Genomic DNA, 15,154 nt, shown 5'->3' with positions numbered 1-15,154 from the left:
GTTAAGGCCTGCCCGTGGTCATCAGATATGTTTTGTGCGGTGCACAATAATTTCCTTGACCCCGGCCGGGAGTGTGGTATTTATATTGCGACTGCGAAGAGCTTCCGCAGCAAGTTTAGCAACCAGACAGTGACCCGTGATGAGCGACGTCGAGAAAACTTCCACCGAAACGAAAGCGGCCGCTGCCAAAGCGACTGCCCCGAGCGCGCCCCGCATTGTGTCGCAGACCGTGGCGCCGGTGAAGACGACTGCAACGGCGAGCCCGGCCAAACCGGCAAAGGCGACGACCGCCAAGCCGGCGAAAGCCAAGAAGGCCGCGCCGAAGACGTCGACGGCGAAAGTCAAATCCGCGCCGTCCCAACCCGCCCCCAAGGCAGCCAAGCCGGCCTCGAAAGCCAAACCCGCTGCCCGCACCACAAAGAGCTTTGCCATGAATGACACCATTGAGAGCATGACCGCCGCGAGCAATGACGCGCTCAAGGAAGGTTTCGAGAAGACGCTGAAATCGGTTACCGAGGCCAGCAATTTCCAGAAAGAGACTGTCGACGCCCTGATCGCTTCCGCGACCGTGGCCGGCAAGGGCTTTGAAACCGCCAACACGAACGCCGTGACCTATGCCAAATCGGCGATGGAAGACGGTGTTGCTGCGACGAAGAAGTTCGCCTCCGCCAAGTCGGTCCAGGAAGTGTTCGAGATCCAGTCCGAATTCACCAAGTCGGCCATGGACAATTATCTCGCCGAGATCAACAAGACCTCGGACCTGTTCTCCGACCTGTTCAAGAATTCGGTGAAGCCGCTGAACGATCGCGTCGCGGCCGCCATGGAGTTCGCACAGGCTCAGCGCTGAACCTTGTGAACTGACCAGTTTTGGTATTTTCCTCCCCGACTGGGCCCGGTGATTAGTCACCGGGCCCTTTTTTTGTCGGCGTCGCCTCGTCGAGACGGTGTGGCCTTGTGGCCGTCTTGGGACCTGGGGTGCGAGCACCTTTCGGTCCGGTGCGTTCCGGCGCCGGTTTTCCGGCTGCTGGACGAAACGCTGGCGTCCTCCCCGACCGGGCCCGTGGTGATTTCGGGATGGTTCCGGTGGATCCCCGATATGAACGGGGTGCGCCTTTTTAGGCTGAACGCGGTGAAACGGGAAGCAAGAATTTGCTGGGCGTGTTATTCTTGTGTCCTGACGGCGCTGCGGAGCGTCTCTTTCCAAGTCCGGCAAGGATTCCTATCTGTGCCGATGAGTAGCGAAGTAATATTCGAGCACGTTTAAAATATGACCGAACGAAAACATGACGATACCGGCGTAGAAGAGGAAACTGGCCTCGCGACAAAGACCCGGCCGGCGACCAAGAAACCTTCGCTTTACCGTGTTTTGCTACTCAATGATGACTACACGCCGATGGAATTCGTGGTCGAGGTTCTCGTCCGAATTTTCCGGAAGTCGCCCGAGGATGCAGCGCGAATCATGCTGCATGTTCATCAGAACGGTGTCGGTATGTGCGGCGTGTACACGTATGAGGTTGCCGAGACAAAGGTAGCCCAGGTCATGGACGCCGCACGGCGGGCTCAACACCCGCTGCAGTGCACAATGGAAAAGGAATAGAGTGGTGCCCTCATTCTCTTCAGACTTGGAAGACAGCCTGCACCGCGCTCTGGGATACGCCAATGAGCGTGGGCATGAATTTGCGACCCTGGAGCATCTCCTTCTTGCTCTTGTGGATGATCAGGACGGCGCGGCTGTGATGAAAGCCTGCGACGTTGATCTTGATGAACTTCGGGCGACCCTGACCGAATATGTGGACAATGAACTCACTGAACTCGTCGTTGATGACGAGGAGGACGCCAAGCCGACGGCCGGCTTCCAGCGCGTCATTCAGCGGGCGGTGATCCACGTCCAGAACGCGGGGCGCGAGGAAGTGACAGGGGCCAATGTCCTGGTGGCCTTGTTCGCCGAGCGTGAAAGCCATGCGGCCTATTTCCTCGCCGAGCGCGACATGACCCGCTACGACGCGGTGAATTTCATCTCGCACGGCATCGGTCGCAAGCCGGGTGCTTCGGAAGAGCGCGCTGTGCGCGGAGCTGAACCGGCAGAAGAGCCGCAAAAGGATGGCGATGCGCTGACCGCCTATACGGTCAACCTCAACGAAAAAGCCCGCAAGGGCGGCGTCGATCCGCTGATCGGTCGTGATGCTGAAGTCGAGCGTTGCGTCCAGGTCCTGTGCCGTCGTCGCAAGAACAACCCGCTGCTGGTTGGTGATCCGGGCGTTGGCAAGACCGCCATTGCCGAGGGTATTGCCCGCAAGATCATCGAGGACCAGGTTCCCGATGTGCTGGCCGGGGCCACCATTTATTCGCTCGACATGGGCTCCTTGCTCGCCGGGACCCGCTATCGCGGTGATTTCGAAGAGCGTGTGAAACAGGTCGTCAAGGAACTCGAGGAAAAGGACAATGCCGTCCTCTTCATCGACGAGATCCACACCGTCATCGGTGCCGGGGCGACGTCCGGCGGCGCCATGGATGCGTCCAACCTGCTCAAGCCGGCCCTGCAATCGGGCAGCCTGCGCTGCATGGGCTCAACGACCTACAAGGAATATCGCCAGCATTTCGAGAAGGACAGGGCGCTTGTCCGCCGCTTCCAGAAGATCGATGTGCCCGAGCCGTCGGTGCCGGATGCGATCAAGATCCTGCAGGGGCTGAAATCCTATTTCGAGGACTTCCACGATGTCCGCTTCACTAATGAGGCGCTGAAATCGGCCGTCGAACTCTCCTCGCGCTATATGGGCGACCGCAAATTGCCGGACAAGGCGATCGATGTGATCGACGAGGCCGGTGCGCAAATGCGGTTGCAGCCCGTGTCCAAGCGCAAGAAGACGATCGGCGTGAAAGAAGTCGAGGGCATTGTTGCCACCATGGCCCGCATCCCGCCGAAAACGGTGTCCAAGGATGACGAGCAGTCGCTGCGCAATCTCGAAACCGATCTCAAGCACACCGTGTTTGGCCAGGACGAAGCCATCGACCAGCTGGCCACGGCCATCAAGCTGTCGCGGGCCGGCCTGCGCGAGCCGAACAAGCCGATCGGCTGCTACCTCTTCTCCGGCCCCACGGGTGTCGGCAAGACCGAGGTCACCAAGCAGCTGGCCGATACGCTTGGCGTCGAACTGCAGCGTTTCGACATGTCGGAATACATGGAGCGGCACGCCGTCTCCCGTCTGATCGGCGCGCCTCCGGGCTATGTCGGTTTCGACCAGGGCGGCCTGTTGACCGATGGCGTCGATCAGCACCCGCACTCGGTCCTGCTGCTCGACGAAATTGAGAAGGCGCACCCGGACCTGTTCAACATCCTCCTGCAGGTCATGGACAATGGCACGCTGACCGATACCAACGGCAAGAAGGTCGATTTCCGCAATGTCATCCTCGTGATGACGACCAATGCGGGCGCCTCCGACGCGCAAAAGGAATCGATCGGCTTTGGTCGCGGCAAAAAGACCGATGAAGCGGACAAGGCAGTCGAACGCCTGTTCACGCCGGAATTCCGCAATCGCCTCGACGCCGTCATTCCCTTCGCGCCGTTGTCGCCGGAGTCCATCGGTCGTGTGGTCGAGAAGTTCGTGCTGCAGCTGGAAGCCCAGCTCATTGATCGCGGCGTGACCTTCGAACTGACCGCCGATGCTACCGCCTGGCTGGCTGAGCGCGGCTATGACAGCCGCTTCGGCGCCCGTCCGCTGGCCCGGGTCATCCAGGAGCACATAAAGAAGCCCCTGGCCGACCAGATCCTGTTTGGCGAGCTCAAGAAGGGTGGTCTGGTCAAGGTTGATGTCGACGAGGCCGACAGCAACCGGCTGGACTTCCATGTCACGCCCGGCGACCGGCTCCTGCCGCGCAATGCCAAGAAAAAGGACAAGAAGGAAGAGGTCTGATCCTCACCTTCCGGTTCAATGAAAAACGGCGCCCCGCGGGGCGCCGTTTTTGTGTTCGAATGGCTCGCCGGCTGAATTCAGGACGTTGCAGCCCGTTCGGCAGGCGCGATTCCGCAGCCGGGTTTCGGGCCGGGGCCATGCTGCCGGAAGGCCCGTGGAGTCAGGCCGGTTTGTTCCTTGAAGGCCCGGTTGAACGGGCCGATCGAGGCAAAACCGCTCTCTAGGGCGATGTCGAGAATACTGGCCTCGGCCTGCGCCGGATCAGACAACAGCGCGGAGGCATGATCGATCCGGTAACGATTGATGAAGCGGTTGAAATTGCGCTCACCGAGTCCGAGCGTGATGGCTCGGCTGACCCGGTAGTCCGGTTCACGCAGGCGCCGGGCGAGGGTGGCAACCTTGAGGTCCGGATCGAGGAAGAGCCGGTCCGCCTCAACCCTCTGGCGCACCCATTGTCCCAAGGCTCGTTCCTCGGCGCTTGGCGCGCTGTCGCTGGCGGCCCGCGACGTCATGCGTTCCGTGTCGTTGGCAGCGACAGGCAATGGATGGCGCTGGCGCCAGACCACGGCAAACCCGGCGGCGACGAAGATCAGGAGCGCACAGAGTGCTTGTGCGAGAGCAATCGTACCGGCGTCGAAGCGCGTCGTGTCGCCATGATCGAGCAACATGACGCAGACCGAGACACAGGTGCCATAGCTGGCGAGGAATCCGATCCGCAGGCGCCGTTCGGCGGGCGGCTCGCTCTTCGTCCAGCTGCGTATACCCTCCCAGAAAGCGAGGACCAGAACGGTTGAACTCAGCATGGACTGGAAACTGCTCGTGGCGGCGAGGACGGCGGTCAGTCCGGCATCCCCGATGATCTGCTCGGCCGACGCGCCTACCAGCAACTGATTGATCACGGACGGTGCGAAAATGCCGCCGACAAGAATCGCCTGCGGCAAGCCGAAGCCAACATCCGCCCGGAAGATGCCGCGCGAGACCAGCCAGAAACAGCTGCAGCTGGCGCATCCGGTGATCGCGAGAATGGCGGCGAAGGGGCCGGTATAATCGGGAAAGACGTCGCGTATCATCACCGCGGCGAGACCGGCACAGAAAATCGCCCAAGCGATCTGGAGACCGCTGCGTTGACGCACAGTGAGGACGGCCAGGATCGAGACGATCGCGGCGGCGGAGAAGGTGAGTTTGACGGCGCCCGCGAATTCCAGCATCGGACCATATCTCCTGAAATCGGGCGCCCCCGAGCGCAAGGCTCTGTGTCGCATATTTCGGGCCATGATCAAACCCGCTGCCGCCGCAATCAAAATATCTGGCCGATTTCCAAATCGGCGAGACGGGTGCGGTTAGGCGTGAAGAGTGTGGCGTGGTCGCGGAAGTTCGCGATCGCTTGTACTCGAAGTGAAAGGCTAGATCATGTCCGATTCCGTCGCTGCGCCATCGCGGCGCCGACGCGTCACACCGCAGAGCCTGCTCCAGGGCAGCGGTGTCCTGTGGTTCACCATCGCCGCTGCCGGCCAGTGGCTGTTCACCTATTATATTCTGGGCGCCTATATTCCGCGCACGGCGTCCGGCGATTATTCACGCTGGAACGAGACCGGTCTGATTGAGGGGTATGTTCAGGGTGACTGGCTGGGAAATCTCGGTTTCATCTCCCATGTCCTGCTTGCGGCCCTTGTCAGTGCGGCCGGCGTGATCCAGCTCCTGCCCATGATCCGGCGCAAGTTTCCCGCCTTCCATCGCTGGACCGGCCGCGCCTATATCTCGGTGGCGGTATTCTTGGCGATCGGCGGTATTCTCCTGATCTGGGTGCGTGGGACCCGTTTGAACGATTGGGCGGCCCTCGGGACAACGATTGACGGTTTGCTGATTTTGGTCACTGCGACCTTCACCCTGCGCCACGCGATGGCACGCAGGATCGATCTGCACCGGCGCTGGGCGATGCGCCTTTTCGTCGTAGTCAGCGGTGTCTGGTTCATCCGAGTGGCCTATATGGCCTGGGCCATCGCCAGTGGCGGAGCGGGCATGCGCCGGACCTTGGATGGCCCCACGGATATCCTTGTCCCGTATCTGGCCTTCCTCGTACCGCTTATCGTGCTGGAAGTTTACCAAAAGGCGCGGGACAGCCGCTCGGCGCCTTTCAAGCTTGGCGTGGCGGGCTTGATCCTGGTCTGCGGCGGCATCACCGCGCTGGGCCTGTTTGGGGCCTGGATGATGATGTGGTCGCCCAATATCCTGATCTAGACCGCCAACATGCGGGCATGCTGGCCCGGTGCCACGCCGAAGTGCTGGCGGAATGCGGTCCGGAATGCGGCTTCCGACCGGAAGCCGCAGCGCCCGGCGACTTGTTTGACCGCAAGGCCGGCTTCCAGAAGGTCGCGGCCATGCTTCATGCGCAGGGTTTCGACAAAGCGTGCAGGCGGCATGCCCGAGGCGGCGCTGAACCGGCGGTGGAAGGTCCGTTCGGTCTGGCCGCAATAGGCGGCCAGGTCGGCGACTTTCAGGGGCTGGTCAAGGCGGTCCTGCATCCAGTCGATCAATGCGCCATAGCGATCTCCGGCCCGGGTCTGGGCATCGAGGACATCGGAGAATTGCGACTGGTGACCGGGGCGGTGCGCATAGACCACCAGTTCGCGCGCCACCCGTGTCTTCAGGGCCCGGCCATGATCGGCCTCCAGCATTGCCAGGGCCAGATCGATCCCGGTTGTCACGCCAGCCGAGGTCCAGATATCGCCGTCCCGCACGTAGAGCGCATCCGGATCGACGGTGAGGCCCGGAAAACGGGCCGCGAGCCGCGGCGCGCCGCGCCAGTGCGTGGCGACACGCTGGTCGGTGATGATTCCGGCTGCGGCCAGCAGGAAGGTACCGCTGCATACCGAACCGATCCGGCCGAATTGGCGTGCGATCCGGCCGAGTCCGGCGAGCAGGCCTGTGTCGGCGACCGCCCGTGTGATCTCGGCCTCATAGCCGCCGGCCACCACCAGCGTGTCCGCCGGACCCGGTATTATGTCGACGATCGCCCGGGCGGTCAGGCCCAGCCCGCCACCATGGTCAATCTCGCCACTTGGTAGTGCGATGACGTCGACGCGGTAAAGCGGTCTTCCCGAGAGTTGGTTGGCAGCTGTGAACACCGCGGCCGGCCCGGCTATGTCAAGCAATTCGGCACCCGGGAAGGTCGCGAAATATATGGTTCTTGTGTCAGTCATTGGCGAAATATAGTTGTTAGTTGTCATTTTTGCCAAGTGCTTCCCTGGCGAACCGCGATCAGCGCCAGCCGGCGCCGCCCGGAGGCGGCAAGGTGCGAGGTGTTCATTGAAGCGCCGCCCGAATTCGCCCAGAACAGGGCGACGCCAGCGGGACCGGAATTTCATGACGCAGCCCAGCCCAGATGCTGTCCTTCGTGCCACATTCGGCTTCCCCGGTTTTCGGCCCGGCCAGGCCGACATTGTTGACCATATCCTGGCCGGCCGTCCGACCCTGTGTGTCATGCCAACCGGTGCCGGCAAGTCGATCTGCTATCAGGTGCCGGCCCTGATCCTCGACGGGTTGACGGTGGTGATCTCGCCGCTGACGGCCTTGATGGACGATCAGGTTGCTGCCCTGCAGGCGAATGGCGTTGCTGCCGCGGCCATCCACTCCGGACGCGACCGCGGCGCCAATGTCGAGGATTGGCGCCGGGTGCAATCAGGCGAGATACGCCTGTTATACCTGTCGCCAGAGCGGCTGATGACCGGCCGCATGCTGGCGGCGCTGGACACGGTCGGACCGGCCATGTTCGTGGTCGACGAGGCCCATTGCATCTCCAAATGGGGCGCCAGCTTCCGACCGGAATACGAGGATCTCTGCCATCTGCGGGAGCGCTTCCCCACGGCCCGGCTGGCGGCCTTCACGGCGACGGCCGACGAGGCGACCCGGGCCGATATCGCGGCCAAACTGTTCGGGGCGGGCGGTGAGATCGTCGTGCATGGGTTTGACCGACCCAATCTGACGCTCTCGGTGGCACCGAAATCCGGCTGGAAAGCGCAATTGCTGGACTTTCTCGACGGTCGGCGTGGCGTTTCCGGCATCGTTTATTGCCTGTCGCGAAAATCGACAGAGGAAGTTGCAACGCTGCTGCGGGCGGAGGGTTATCACGCCTTGCCCTATCATGCCGGACTGGCGCCAGAGGTCCGGCGCGAGAACCAGGAGCGATTCATGGCCGAAGAGGCGGTCGTCATGGTGGCTACGATCGCTTTCGGCATGGGCATCGACAAGCCGGATATCCGCTATGTCTTCCATCTCCACATGCCCGGCTCGATGGAGGCATACTACCAGGAAATCGGCCGTGCCGGTCGCGATGGTCAGCCGGCTGAGGCGATGATGCTCTATGGTCTCTCCGATGCGCGCATGCGTCGGCAATTCATCGACCAGGATGGTGAGGATGACGGTCATCGCCGCCGCGAGCACAAGCGCCTTGACAGCCTTCTGGCCTATTGCGAGGCGACCCGGTGTCGCCGCCTGTCCTTGCTCGCCTATTTCGGTGAAACGGGCGGCAAGCCGTGCGGCAATTGCGACCTCTGCCTCGACCCGCCAACCCTGATCGACGGCACGCGGGAGGCCCAGATGCTATTTTCGGCCATTGTGCGGACCGGCGAGAGTTTCGGCACGGCGCATGTCATCGATGTCCTGCGCGGCGCCGATACCGAGAAGATCCGGGCACGCGGTCATGACAACTTGCCGACCCATGGCGTTGGCGCCGAGCGTCCCAAACCCTTCTGGCAGGGCTTGGTCCGTCAATGCGTGGCGTCCGGATTGCTGGAGATCGACATCCAGGGCTATGGCGCGCTCAAATTGACTTCCGATGCCCGCGCGGTCCTGAAGGGCGAGCAGACGGTTGCCATTCGCGAGATCACTGCCAAGGCGTCATCGTCCAAGCGGCCCAAAAAAATGATCGAGGCTGCGGCGGCAAATGTCGATGCGGATGTGTTGGCGGCGCTCAAGGCACTTCGCCGCGAGCTGGCGGCCGAGCGCAACGTGCCGGCTTATGTGGTGTTTTCCGATGCGACTTTGATCGACATGGCGCATCTGCAGCCGCGTTCACTGGATGAAATGGCGGCGGTCAACGGCGTCGGCCCCAAGAAACTGGAGACTTTCGGCGAGCGCTTTCTCGGTGTGCTCCGGGCACTCGGTTGATGGCGTGATTGTGCGGCAAGCGGATGACTCACTGCCGGTTTCATGGATGATTAGGATGTTACCGGCGTTGCCGCGTCGGGTGGCTTTTGGGCGAAGGACCTGGATGACGCGCCGCGACACCCCCTATTATATTCTCATCGGCCTCCTGTCGGTTCAGGTGGCTTATGGTGGCTATTGGGCGATCAATGACATTTCAGCACGCATCGGGCTTTGGCCGGATGCGGCGCTGGCGGCGGCCTTCGTCCAGAGCCTGACCTTGACGCAGGAAGTGTTGTTCTTCTCTCATGTTGTCATGAATCTGGTGACCCTGGTGCTGGTATTGCGGGGGAAACGATGGGCCTTGCCCGCCTTTGTCCTGTCTTTTGTCCTGGATCGTGCCGAATGGGTGATCATGGGCAGCAACAACCTGTTTTCAACGATGGTGAATGTGGACGCCTGGACGCTGTTTTCCTTCACCCTGCAGGGCGCGATCATCGCCATGCTGGTCTTCCTGACTTTTGAAGGCCGATTGCGCTGACCCTTGCCCGGTCGGTGGCCGTAATCAGGGGTGTTCGATAGCGGCCGCAATCCGGGCGGCCTGATCTTTCAGAACCTCCATATCCGCCTGTCCGCCACCATGAGCGCCCAGCGCGACGCCCTCATGGCGCGGGATGATGTGGAAATGGACGTGAAACACTGTCTGGCCGGCCGGCGCGCCGTTGAACTGGGTCAGTATGATGCCATCCGGCGCCAGCGCCGTCTTGACCGCATTGGCGATCCGCTTGACCCGCACGATGGCAGCCTGAAGGGCGCCATCCGTCATTTCCAGCGCATTGCGAACCGGTTCGCGCGGCACCACCAGGACATGGCCCGGCGCCTGCGGGAAAATATCCATGAAGGACAAGATGTGTTCGTCCTCATAGACCTTCACGCAGGGCAGTTCCCCCTTGAGGATTTTTGCGAAAATATTGTCCGGATCATAGTCGCCGTCGAGGCTCATGGGGTCAGCTCCGTGGTGTCAGCAAGCGGGGAGATATCGCATCAAATGCGCAGACGGCGGCCGGATCAAGCGCCAGGAAGACAGCTTCGTCGACGGCGCGGCAGGCCGGCATCGCCACGGTCGTTCCCGCAACGCCCGGCGCTGTGGTGAAGACGATCTTGTCGATGTCGGACGTCTGGATCAACGCGTTGGCGACGGCAAGGAAAGCGGCCCGGTCTTGCGCGTCGTCGATATGCGCGGCGCACTGGATCGCGGCGCTTGGCAGGCATGGCGCCTTGATCGCCGCTTGGCTCACAACGCGCTCGGCATAGGGGCCAATCTGATCGGCCAGCAGGACGGCCATCTGGTGCATGACGGCGTTCGGTGACAGGCGCTGGTAGTAGTGCCGTGCCGAGCCTTGGGGAGGAAGATCACCGACCATGCGTCGTTCCGAGAAGCCGCGTTCTTGACCATGAACGGAGCCGGCGACCAGCAGGAGCGGGCCGGGCGCAAGACCGGCAGGCAGGGCGATGCGCTCATTCGGTCCGAACAGGAGAATGCGGGCATGGTTGCTCAAGGCATGGGCCAGCTGGTCGTGCTCGGCCTCGGTCAGCGAATGTCCGGCGTTTGCAGCCAACGCGCAAAGGAGTGTTTCCGGTGTCGCACCCCCGGGCCAGACTTGCATGTCGCTGCGGCGTTCACGGAGTGAGGCTGGCAACAGGCGCGATGCGGTGAGCGGAATCCCCTCGCGCTGGAAGCAATACCACAGTCGGCGAAGGACTTCGCAGTCCAGTTCGGGGGTCTCGAAATAGTACGCGACCTTGTAGCGCACGCGATACCCGATCTGACCATCTTCGGCGTTTTCCGACTCCGGTAGAACCATGACAGGGGCCGCTGCGTCGACATAGTCGAGGTCGGCAACAGCACGGCGCACGAGATCTGAGATGAATTGTGGTGGCCAGTTCATCGGGGCGGAAAACCGGCAAATGCTCCAGACCGGTCGATCATTGGGATAAATCTCGACCGGTTCGCCCGCGAGGCTGGAATTGGGAATGATGATCAGCGTTTCGTCGCGCTTGCGGCCCACTACTGACCGCCAGTTCATGGACTCGATTTTGACGTTCTCACCCTTGTAGCGGATGCCGTCACCGGGTTTGAGATGGCTGTCGAGCTGCAGGGCGATACCAGAAAAAAGCCCGCCCAGTGTCGGTTGAAGCGCGAACCCGATAATGGCGGTCAGCAAGGCCGAGGTGGTTAGGATCGTTGTGATGTCGAAGCCCATCAGCTTGAGCGCGATGGCGCTGATAGCGAAAGTGACGATTATGAAAATCACGACACGCTGGGCGCCGACGGGCTCGATCCGCAGGCTTTGGCGCAGGCCGATCTCGAGGATGATGCCGACCAGGATGAAAGTCACGAGAAGCGCGGTCAGCGCGCCGGCGGTCAGTTTGATCAGGCCCGGCAATTCGGTGTCTGCGAAGAGAAGATTGCTACCCACCCAAGCGTGCACGACCCAGGCGAGCAAGGTCATGAAGGCGAGCAGTGCGAGGCGGAACATTACGCCTGCCCCTCGTGGTCGTTTCGGTCGGCAAGTGCGCGGCGAAGGCTGCGTCGGAGGCGTTCGATGCTTGCCGACAGTCGTTTGAGTTCGCTTGCACCGTCGTCGGGCAGGGGCGTGCCGTCATCAATACCAACCGAGACATCTTCAGCCCGCGCGGTCAGTGCCTGCAGCGGGACGACGAGCTGACGATTGATGGTGTTTGATGTCGCGGCGTATCCGGCCAGGAAGATGACAAGCAGGCCGGTGCCCAGTGCCAGCACCAGTTCGAACATGCCGCGCATTTCCTGTTCGATCGGCACGGTCACGATCTGCAGGCCGATGGTCTCGCCCATCTGCCATCCGAACCCGTTCTCAGTGCCATAGCGTTCGACCATGGCGGGCGGCGCTTGGTCGGGCGTGCTGTGGCAGCTCAGACAGGCTTCCTGTTCGATCCGGATTGGACGGGCCAGGTAGAACAGTTCATGTCCGCCGCGGCGCCAGCGGCCGGACCGCTCGGTCAGGGCGTCATCCTGACGAAAGGCGTTGATCAATTCGGTTTCGAACGGAACCGGCCGGTCGGTGGGGCTGGTCGGGTTAAGGGCGACCTCGCGATAGGTATAGGCAAGGTCGGCGCTGGAAACTTCGGCGAAGACTGTTTGCGCCGCGAATGACGGCACCGTTTCCGGATGAAAGGTGTCGCTCGACGCTGTGTAGGCCAGCGGTGCGACCTGGTCAGATGTGTAGGCGCGGATAGCCTGGGCAGTCGCCAGCAAAAGGCGCGATTCGCGCGTGGCCTCGTCGAAGGCGCGTGCCTGCAGCGCAAAGAAGGCACCGCTGCCCCCGATCACCAAAGCGGTCAGGAATACCAGCGCCAGCGCGCGACGGATCAAGCTTGATGTCGTCACATTCAATCCCCCAATTCGAGACTGGAGCGATTCACCCGTTCAAACAAAAGCGGATGCCGCTAGCGCGGCTGGTCCTTGCGAAACGGGCTGTCTGCGTCTTGAAGCTGGATGTCGGTTGCGACAGCGGCCCGTTCCTGGTCGAGATACTGCGCCACGGCATTCCGGAAGCCTTCATTGGTGATGAAATGGGCTGAGCGGACCGGCTGGGGACGATAGCCGCGGGCCAGCTTGTGCTCGCCCTGGGCGCCAGCCTCGACGCGTTGCAGCCCGCGTGCCATCGCGGCGTCAATGGCTTGGTGGTAGCACAGCTCGAAGTGCAGGAAGGGATGGTCCTCCAGCTTGCCCCAATATCGACCGTAGAGCGCGTGTGAGCCGATCAGGTTGAGTGCGGCCGCGATATAGCGTCCATCCTTCTTGGCCATGACCAGCAGGACACGGTCGGCGAGACGTTGATGCAGCCGGTCGAAGAAATCGCGATTGAGATAGGGATAGCCCCATTTGCGGGCGCCGGTTTCCTGATAACAGGCATAAAACACGTCCCAGTGTTCAGGGCACAGCTGTTCGCCGGTCAGGTGTTCGATCGTGAGACCGTCCTGGGCGGCGGCGCGTTCCTTGCGCAAGGCCTTGCGTTTGCGTGAGGACAAGTCGGCGAGGAAGTCGTCATAGTCTCTATAGCCGCGGTTCGACCAAATATATTGCCGGTCGAGGCGCGGCAGCAGGCCGCTGGCGTGCAATTCATCTGCTTCGGCTTCGCCGGGGAAATTCACATGCCAGCCGGACACACCCCAACGCGTCGCCAGGTCACAGCAGGTACGGGTGAGGGCCTGTCGCAGGGCCGGGCTGTCGGCCAGGATGCGGCGACCGGTGACCGGCGAGAAGGGGATGGCGGTCAGGAGTTTGGGATAATAGCGACCGCCGGCCCGCTCATAGGCGTCTGCCCAAGCGTGATCGAACACATATTCGCCCATGGAATGCGATTTCAAATAGAGCGGCACGGCGCCGACCAGCTTGCCCATGGCATCGCGGGCGAGCAGATGGCGGGCTTCCCAGCCGGTCTCGGCGCCGACGCAGCCGCTGGCCTCGAGCGCTTCCAGGAAATCCCAACTCAGGAAAGGGTCGAACTCGGCGCCGGGCGGATTGGCCAACCGGTCCCAGTCATCACGCGGCACATCGCCCAGACCGGCAACCGGCTGCACGGTGACCGCCAGAGACTGATCGCCATCATCCGCCGGGGGAGGCGCCATCGTCGGACCGATCAGTTGCGGCGCTGACGGCGCGCTTGGCGAAGCTCCGCCTCGCTCGGCACAGACACGGCCTCGATCTCGGTGGCCCGAACCCAGGCCGGCGTGCCAACTTCCAGCGACGTCCGGGCCCGCGACGCAAATTGGTGGGCGCGCGGTCGGTTGCCGGCCGCATAGGATTGTTCGGCGATGGCCAGCTGGGCGAGGGCGGTGTCACCATTGCGCTCGTGAATGATCGAGAGCTGGTACCAGGCAAAGCCATTGTCAGGCTCGATATCCAGTGCGACCCGCAGATGCTGGGCGGCCTCTTCAAGATGGTCCGGATTGTCGGTTGCGATCATGGCGATGGCGAGATTGACCCGCAGCAGCGGCGCGGTGGGCTCCAGTTCAACCGACCGGGCGTGGGGCGCGATGGCCTCGTCGGCATGCCCGCTCTCGAACAGCATCTGGCCGTGCAGCTCATGGAAATACGGATTCTCCGGCTCTTCATCGAGCAGGCCCTGGATTTCCGACAGGGCGCGATCAAGACGGGCGTCGTGATAGTGGGCGACGGCCCGGGCATAGCGTGCCGGCAGCGATTGGTCGCTCTCAGGGTAGCGGTAGAACACGAATTCCGGCTCAGCGAGGAAGCCGTAGATCTTGCCCTGGATACGGGCGAGCCGGGCCATTTCCTCGGGGCTGTCCTGAACATCGTAAAAGGGCGACTCACTGGCACCGCCGCGCAGATTGGCGATCCGTTCCGACGACAGGGGGTGTGAGCGGAAATAGGGATAGCGGCGCGCGTTCGACATGACTTCCTGATAGCGGAAGCGCTCGAAAAACTGCACGAGCCCTTCGCCGGACTGGCCGCTGGCTTCGAGAAATTGCAGGCCGGCCTGGTCGGCAGAGGCTTCCTGGGCGCGGCTATAGGTCATGAAGGAGAGGGCGCCGAACTGTTGCGACGAGGCGAGCAGGGCACCGGCCGCGCCGCCTTCGCCAGCCAGTGCCGCAAGCACGCCGAGGCCGAGACTGACGAACATCGGGGCCTGGGCCGCCGAAATGCCGTCGCCAACGCGCGCCAGGTGGGCGCCGGAGATATGGCCGGCCTCGTGCGCGATCACGCCCTTGAGCTGGTTGGGTGTTTCTGATTCCAGAATGATCCCGGTATGCAGGAAGATGTTCTGGCCGCCGGTCACAAAGGCGTTCAGTTCCGGGTCGGCCACGATATAGAGATCGACATCAGCCGGCACCAGTCCGGCGGCTTCGAGAATGGGATCGGAGTAATCGCGCAGCATATGCTCGATTTCCGTGTCCCGGATCAAGGACTGACCCAGGCTGGACGCTTGTGTGGCCACAGCAAGAACGCAGGCTGTGGCGACGGTTTTCAGGATCGACATCCTGCCTCCACTGATCGGCCCCCGCTCGGCCCATGATAGCAGCGTCACCCCAAGACG

The 15,154-nt window shown here is 62.3% G+C and carries 14 protein-coding genes; 6 read left to right on the top strand and 8 right to left on the bottom strand.

Features of this window, described 5'->3' with window-relative positions; translation table 11 throughout:
- Positions 1–21: 21 nt before the first annotated feature.
- Complete coding sequence (locus tag C7435_RS05100; RefSeq protein WP_075190770.1) at positions 22–432, bottom strand: hypothetical protein; 411 nt, start codon at positions 430–432, stop codon at positions 22–24.
- On the opposite strand from C7435_RS05100, the gene C7435_RS05095 reads away from it, so the two are divergent.
- From C7435_RS05095 to clpA, 3 genes are all read left to right on the top strand, one after another.
- Positions 431–847 (top strand): phasin family protein, encoded by a 417-nt coding sequence (locus C7435_RS05095; RefSeq protein WP_075190769.1) that lies wholly within the window; start codon positions 431–433, stop codon positions 845–847. The genes C7435_RS05100 and C7435_RS05095 overlap by 2 nt on opposite strands.
- Positions 848–1,267: 420 nt before the next feature.
- Positions 1,268–1,597: an ATP-dependent Clp protease adapter ClpS gene (gene clpS / locus C7435_RS05090; RefSeq protein WP_075190768.1), complete on the top strand. Its 330-nt coding sequence runs from the start codon at positions 1,268–1,270 to the stop codon at positions 1,595–1,597.
- Between the two features lie 4 nt (positions 1,598–1,601).
- The gene (clpA, locus tag C7435_RS05085; protein ID WP_075190890.1) at positions 1,602–3,911 is read left to right on the top strand and encodes an ATP-dependent Clp protease ATP-binding subunit ClpA; all 2,310 of its coding nucleotides are present in this window, start codon (positions 1,602–1,604) and stop codon (positions 3,909–3,911) included.
- Positions 3,912–3,988: 77 nt separating this feature from the next.
- Here the strand turns inward: clpA and C7435_RS05080 are convergent, their stop codons facing one another.
- Entirely contained in the window at positions 3,989–5,119 is a 1,131-nt protein-coding gene (locus C7435_RS05080; protein WP_170150339.1) for a helix-turn-helix domain-containing protein, read from the bottom strand.
- Positions 5,120–5,321: 202 nt separating this feature from the next.
- On the opposite strand from C7435_RS05080, the gene C7435_RS05075 reads away from it, so the two are divergent.
- Positions 5,322–6,149 carry a DUF2306 domain-containing protein gene (locus C7435_RS05075; protein ID WP_121210282.1) on the top strand — a complete coding sequence of 276 codons (828 nt, stop codon included), beginning with the start codon at positions 5,322–5,324 and terminating at the stop codon, positions 6,147–6,149.
- On the opposite strand, the gene C7435_RS16940 is transcribed toward C7435_RS05075, so the two are convergent.
- Positions 6,146–7,111, bottom strand: a complete 966-nt coding sequence (locus C7435_RS16940) for a GlxA family transcriptional regulator (RefSeq protein WP_170150338.1) — start codon at positions 7,109–7,111, stop codon at positions 6,146–6,148. The two genes, C7435_RS05075 and C7435_RS16940, sit on opposite strands and share 4 nt — an antisense overlap.
- Before the next feature lie 163 nt (positions 7,112–7,274).
- Between C7435_RS16940 and recQ the strand changes: the two genes are divergently transcribed.
- Entirely contained in the window at positions 7,275–9,077 is a 1,803-nt protein-coding gene (gene recQ, locus C7435_RS05065; RefSeq protein WP_121210281.1) for a DNA helicase RecQ, read from the top strand.
- 4 nt (positions 9,078–9,081) lie between these two features.
- Positions 9,082–9,594: a hypothetical protein gene (locus tag C7435_RS05060; protein WP_143743035.1), complete on the top strand. Its 513-nt coding sequence runs from the start codon at positions 9,082–9,084 to the stop codon at positions 9,592–9,594.
- Between the two features lie 24 nt (positions 9,595–9,618).
- Here the strand turns inward: C7435_RS05060 and C7435_RS05055 are convergent, their stop codons facing one another.
- The 5 genes from C7435_RS05055 to C7435_RS05035 are packed head-to-tail and all read right to left on the bottom strand — an operon-like array spanning position 9,619 to position 15,097.
- Positions 9,619–10,056, bottom strand: coding sequence for an HIT family protein (locus tag C7435_RS05055; RefSeq protein ID WP_121210280.1), 438 nt, complete (start codon positions 10,054–10,056; stop codon positions 9,619–9,621).
- Positions 10,057–10,060: 4 nt separating this feature from the next.
- On the bottom strand, positions 10,061–11,593 hold the full coding sequence (locus C7435_RS05050; protein WP_121210279.1) for a mechanosensitive ion channel family protein: 1,533 nt from the start codon (positions 11,591–11,593) through the stop codon (positions 10,061–10,063).
- Complete coding sequence (locus C7435_RS05045) at positions 11,593–12,480, bottom strand: Tll0287-like domain-containing protein (RefSeq protein WP_158025624.1); 888 nt, start codon at positions 12,478–12,480, stop codon at positions 11,593–11,595. Before C7435_RS05045 ends, C7435_RS05050 begins: the two co-directional genes overlap by 1 nt.
- Positions 12,481–12,539: 59 nt before the next feature.
- Positions 12,540–13,724, bottom strand: coding sequence for a GNAT family N-acetyltransferase (locus tag C7435_RS05040; protein WP_121210278.1), 1,185 nt, complete (start codon positions 13,722–13,724; stop codon positions 12,540–12,542).
- A gap of 11 nt (positions 13,725–13,735) precedes the next feature.
- The gene (locus C7435_RS05035; RefSeq protein WP_121210277.1) at positions 13,736–15,097 is read right to left on the bottom strand and encodes a M48 family metalloprotease; all 1,362 of its coding nucleotides are present in this window, start codon (positions 15,095–15,097) and stop codon (positions 13,736–13,738) included.
- Between the last annotated feature and the right edge of the window lie 57 nt (positions 15,098–15,154).

The sequence above is a fragment of the Maricaulis maris genome, assembly GCF_003634045.1.
Taxonomy (GTDB): domain Bacteria; phylum Pseudomonadota; class Alphaproteobacteria; order Caulobacterales; family Maricaulaceae; genus Maricaulis; species Maricaulis maris.
Note: the sequence above shows the minus strand (reverse complement) of the source record. Positions and strands in the feature narration are given on the sequence as shown.